This is a genomic window from Pseudomonas sp. PB106 (assembly GCF_009764645.1).
Taxonomy (GTDB): Bacteria; Pseudomonadota; Gammaproteobacteria; order Pseudomonadales; family Pseudomonadaceae; genus Aquipseudomonas.
Genome location: NZ_RWIM01000112.1, coordinates 1 through 4,767, shown reverse-complemented (window position 1 = coordinate 4,767; position 4,767 = coordinate 1). Strand labels below are relative to the sequence as shown.

The window sequence follows — 4,767 nt, the reverse complement described above, 5'->3', positions numbered from 1 at the left end:
AGGCTGCGATCTTTTGATCTTAAAAAACAACATCAAAAGATCGCAGCCTTCGGCAGCTCCTACAGGGGTGGCGGTCAATCATGCAACATTTGGTAACTCCTTCAAAAAGAGTTCGATTGAGGTGGTAAATGTGAGTCCTTATCATTTGGCCCACATTTTCCGACCGAGAGATCACTCCCATGTTGGCACCCAAGCGTCTTCTGACCGCACTGGCCCTGACCCTGATCGGCAGCACAACGGCCCAGGCCGCTGATGAGGTGGTGGTTTACTCGTCGCGCATCGATGAGCTGATCAAACCGGTCTTCGATGCCTACACCGCCAAGACCGGGGTGAAGATCAAATTCATCACCGACAAGGAAGCGCCGCTGATGCAGCGCATCAAGGCCGAAGGCGAAAACGCCACCGCCGACCTCCTGCTCACCGTCGACGCCGGCAACCTCTGGCAGGCCGAGCAGATGGGCATCCTCCAGCCGTTCACTTCGAAAACCATCGACGCCAATATCCCGCAGCAATACCGCTCTTCCAGCCATGCGTGGACTGGCCTCAGCCTGCGCGCGCGAACCATCGCCTACTCCACTGAACGGGTGAAGCCGGGCGAACTGACCACTTACGAAGCGCTGGCTGACAAGAACTGGGAAGGGCGCCTGTGCCTGCGTACGGCGAAGAAGGTCTACAACCAGTCGCTGACCGCAACCATGATCGAAGTCCACGGTGCGGCCAAGACCGAAGAAATCCTCAAGGGTTGGGTCAACAACCTGTCCACCGATGTGTTCTCTGATGACGTCGCTGTGCTCGAAGCGATCAACGCCGGCCAGTGCGACGTTGGCATCGTCAACACTTACTACTACGGTCGCCTGCACAAGCAGAAACCGGAGCTGCCGGTGAAACTGTTCTGGCCGAACCAGGCGGATCGCGGCGTGCACGTCAACCTGTCGGGCATCGGCCTGACCAAGCATGCGCCGCATCCGGAAGCGGCCAAGGCGTTGGTCGAGTGGATGACTACACCTGAAGCGCAGAAGATCTTTGCTGACGTGAACCAGGAATTCCCGGCCAACCCGGCGGTCGCGCCTTCGGAAGAAGTGGCGGCGTGGGGCAAGTTCGTTGCTGACACCTTGCCGGTGGAAGTGGCGGGTAAGCGTCAGGCTGAGGCGATCCGCATGATGGATCGGGCGGGTTGGAATTGACCCGGCGTTTATACTGCGCCACGCGAGACTGATCGTTCCCACGCTCTGCGTGGGAATGCATCCATCGACGCTCTGCGTCGTGCCGCCAACAGCGTGACGCAGAGCGTCACAGGATGTGTGCCCACGCAGAGCGTGGGCACAATCATTTGAACGAGACTGTTTCCTTGGCCCACCCCGCCCAACGCCGCTGGTACCCCATCGTCTTCGCCATCGCCGCGCTGGTGCTGCTGCCCCTGAGCGTTCTGCTGCTGTCCTGGCAGACCATCGATCAACAAATCTGGTCGCACCTGTGGGAAACCCAGATGCCGCGCCTGCTCGGCAACACGCTGACCTTGGTGCTCGGTGTCGGTGTCGGTGTGACGCTGCTCGGCGTCAGCCTCGCCTGGCTCACCAGCCTCTGCGAATTCCCCGGCCGACGCTGGCTCGACTGGGCGCTGATGTTGCCCTTCGCCATTCCGGCTTATGTGCTGGCGTTCGTTTTTGTCGGCCTGCTCGACTTCGCCGGCCCCGTGCAAACCCTGCTGCGCGAATGGTTCGGTACTGGCTTGCGCTTACCCCGGGTGCGTTCCACCGGCGGGGTGATCATCGTGCTGGTGCTGGTTTTCTATCCCTACGTTTACCTGCTGGCGCGCACCGCGTTTCTCGCTCAGGGCAAAGGCCTGATGGAAGCCGCACGGGTGCTCGGTCAATCACCGTGGCAAGCGTTCTGGCGTGTCGCGTTGCCGATGGCACGGCCGGCCATCGGTGCGGGTGTGGCGTTGGCGTTGATGGAAACGCTTGCTGATTTCGGCGCGGTGTCGGTGTTCAACTTCGACACCTTCACCACTGCCATCTACAAAACCTGGTACGGCTTCTTCAGCCTGCCGAGCGCAGCGCAACTGGCCAGTCTGTTGCTGCTGGTGGTGATGCTGGTGCTGTATGGCGAACGTCGTGCGCGCGGGGCGAATCGGGCTAGCAACGAGCGGCCAAGGGTAAAAGCCCTGTATCACTTGCACGGGTTCAAGGCCTTCGCGGCGACGACTTGGTGCGGTCTGGTGTTTGCCTGTGCCTTTGTCATTCCGCTGCTGCAACTGATCGTCTGGTTCTGGCAGCGCGGCCGTTTCGATCTGGATGAGCGTTATGCGGGGCTGATCCTGCACACTTTGTATCTGGGCGGCATGGCGGCGCTGATCACTGTCAGTGTTGCGTTGCTGCTGGCCTTTGCCCGGCGGTTGGCGCCGACACCGGCGATCAACTCCGGGGTAGGCCTGGCCAATCTTGGTTACGCCTTGCCGGGCTCGGTGCTGGCGGTGTCGATCATGCTCGCCTTCAGCTACCTCGATCGAGAGCTGGTGATTCCGCTTTCAGGCTGGCTCGGTGGCGCGGGCAAACCGTTGCTGTTGGGCAGTCTGGCGGCCTTGTTGATGGCGTATCTGGTACGCTTTATCGCGGTCGCATATGGCCCGCTGGAAAACAGTCTGGCGCGTATACGGCCATCTTTACCCGAAGCAGCACGTAGCCTGGGTGTCAGTGGGCCGCGACTGTTTTTCAAAGTGTATCTGCCGTTGCTGCTGCCCGGCACGCTGAGCGCGGCATTGCTGGTGTTTGTCGATGTGCTCAAGGAAATGCCCGCGACCCTGCTGATGCGCCCGTTTGGCTGGGATACGCTGGCCGTACGCATCTTTGAAATGACCAGCGAAGGCGAGTGGGCACGGGCGTCATTGCCGGCGCTGACCCTGGTTCTGGTTGGACTGCTACCGGTCATCGGCCTGATCCGTCGCTCGGCGCACCGAAACACTTAGTAGTGAGTCCTGAATCATGCGGCTACAATGCGCGGCATTCGGTGCGGTTCGTCTGACAGATCTGTTCGCTGACATTGGCTGAAAGCCTTCTATGACAGGGCTTTCACGCTGCACAGCGACTGTCCGCACCTTCGCCACGCCCGGAAGGAGAAACCCATGGGACAGCGTACGCCTCTGTATGACCTGCATCTCGCCCTCGGCGCGAAGATGGTCGATTTTGGCGGTTGGGACATGCCACTGCATTACGGCTCGCAGGTCGAGGAACACCACGAAGTGCGCCGCGATTGCGGGGTGTTCGATGTTTCTCACATGACCGTGATCGATGTCACCGGCACTCAGGCCAAAGCCTGGCTCCAGCATTTGCTGGCCAATGATGTCGACCGCCTGCACCGCCCCGGCCGTGCGTTGTACAGCACCATGCTCAATGAGCGCGGCGGCATCGTCGATGACATGATCGTCTACCGTCTCGACGACGCTTATCGTCTGGTGGTCAATGCCTCGACCCGTGATCAGGATCTAGCGTGGATGAACGCGCAGCGCGGCGATTACGACGTGCAACTGCACGAACGCACCGAGCTGGCGATGCTCGCCATTCAAGGCCCGCAGGCCCGGCACAAGATTGCCGAACTGGTGACCCAGTCCCGCGCCACGCTGATTCAGCACCTTAAACCGTTCGAAGGCTACACCGACGGCGACTGGTTTATTGCCCGTACCGGTTACACCGGTGAAGACGGTCTGGAAATCTGTCTGCCGGCCAATCAGGCACCGGGGTTCTTCAACGATCTGGTCGGCGCCGGCATTTCTCCGATCGGCCTCGGTGCCCGCGACACCCTGCGGGTGGAAGCCGGGATGAACCTGTACGGTCAGGACATTCATCAGGACGTTTCGCCGCTAGCCTCGAACATGGCCTGGAGCATCGCCTGGGAACCGGCCTCGCGCCAGTTCATCGGCCGCGCTGCCGTTGCGGCGGAAAAAGCCGCCGGCGTTGCGCACAAACTGGTCGGTCTGGTGCTGGAGGAACGCGGTGTTTTGCGCGCTCATCAAGTGGTTCGTATCGCCGATGTTGGCGAAGGAGAGATCACCAGTGGTAGTTTCTCCCCTACGCTAAGCAAATCGATTGCCCTGGCGCGTGTTCCGATGGCCACCGCCGACCGCGCCGAAGTGGAAATCCGTGGCAAGTGGTACCCGGTACGGGTGGTCAAACCGACCTTCGTACGCCATGGCAAAACTTTGATCTAACCTTTTTTGGCGGGCATGACCGCTGACCTGATTACCGAGGACACCGAAGATGAGCAATATCCCCGCTGAACTGCGTTTCGCCGAAAGTCATGAATGGGCTCGCCTGGAAGCCGACGGCACCGTCACCGTGGGCATCAGCGATCACGCGCAGGAAGCGCTGGGCGATGTGGTGTTCGTCGAGCTGACCGAAGTCGGCAAAGTCTTCGCTGCACAAGATCAGGCCGGTGTGGTTGAGTCGGTGAAAGCCGCATCCGACATCTATTCGCCGATCGGCGGTGAAGTGATTGCCGTCAACGAAGAGCTGGGTGGTTCGCCTGAACTGCTGAACTCCGACCCGTACGGCGCGTGGATCTTCAAGCTCAAGCCAAGCGACAAGGCCGAGCTGGACAAGCTGCTGGATGCTGCTGCTTACAAGGCCGCCATCGGCGAGTAAGCTTCAAGCAACACCGCAAAGCCCCGATCCGTCGGGGCTTTTTTGAGGACGATGCAAATCCACTGTAGGAGTGAGCCTGCTCGCGATAGCGGTGTGTCAGTCAGCATTAAGGTGTCTGACACACCGCTAT

The 4,767-nt window shown here is 60.4% G+C and carries 4 protein-coding genes; all 4 read left to right on the top strand.

The genetic code is table 11. From position 1 onward, the window contains the following. The first annotated feature begins 179 nt into the window (after positions 1-179). The 4 genes from EJA71_RS14705 to gcvH all read left to right on the top strand — a co-directional run bounded on the left by EJA71_RS14705 (position 180) and on the right by gcvH (position 4,637). Complete coding sequence (locus EJA71_RS14705) at positions 180-1,184, top strand: extracellular solute-binding protein (protein ID WP_158957981.1); 1,005 nt, start codon at positions 180-182, stop codon at positions 1,182-1,184. 164 nt (positions 1,185-1,348) lie between these two features. Beyond that, positions 1,349-2,965, top strand: coding sequence for an iron ABC transporter permease (locus EJA71_RS14700; protein WP_158957979.1), 1,617 nt, complete (start codon positions 1,349-1,351; stop codon positions 2,963-2,965). 156 nt (positions 2,966-3,121) lie between these two features. Then, positions 3,122-4,204, top strand: coding sequence for a glycine cleavage system aminomethyltransferase GcvT (gene gcvT, locus EJA71_RS14695; protein ID WP_158957977.1), 1,083 nt, complete (start codon positions 3,122-3,124; stop codon positions 4,202-4,204). A 49-nt stretch (positions 4,205-4,253) separates the two neighbouring features. Next, positions 4,254-4,637, top strand: coding sequence for a glycine cleavage system protein GcvH (gene gcvH, locus EJA71_RS14690; protein WP_158957975.1), 384 nt, complete (start codon positions 4,254-4,256; stop codon positions 4,635-4,637). The last annotated feature ends 130 nt before the right edge of the window (positions 4,638-4,767 follow it).

What these genes read in the sequence shown, in the direction of transcription:
- gcvH (WP_158957975.1), top strand. Translation starts at nt 4,254, where the DNA reads ATGAGCAATATCCCCGCTGAACTGCGTTTCGCCGAAAGTCATGAATGG.
- gcvT (WP_158957977.1), top strand. Translation starts at nt 3,122, where the DNA reads ATGGGACAGCGTACGCCTCTGTATGACCTGCATCTCGCCCTCGGCGCG.
- EJA71_RS14705 (WP_158957981.1), top strand. Translation starts at nt 180, where the DNA reads ATGTTGGCACCCAAGCGTCTTCTGACCGCACTGGCCCTGACCCTGATC.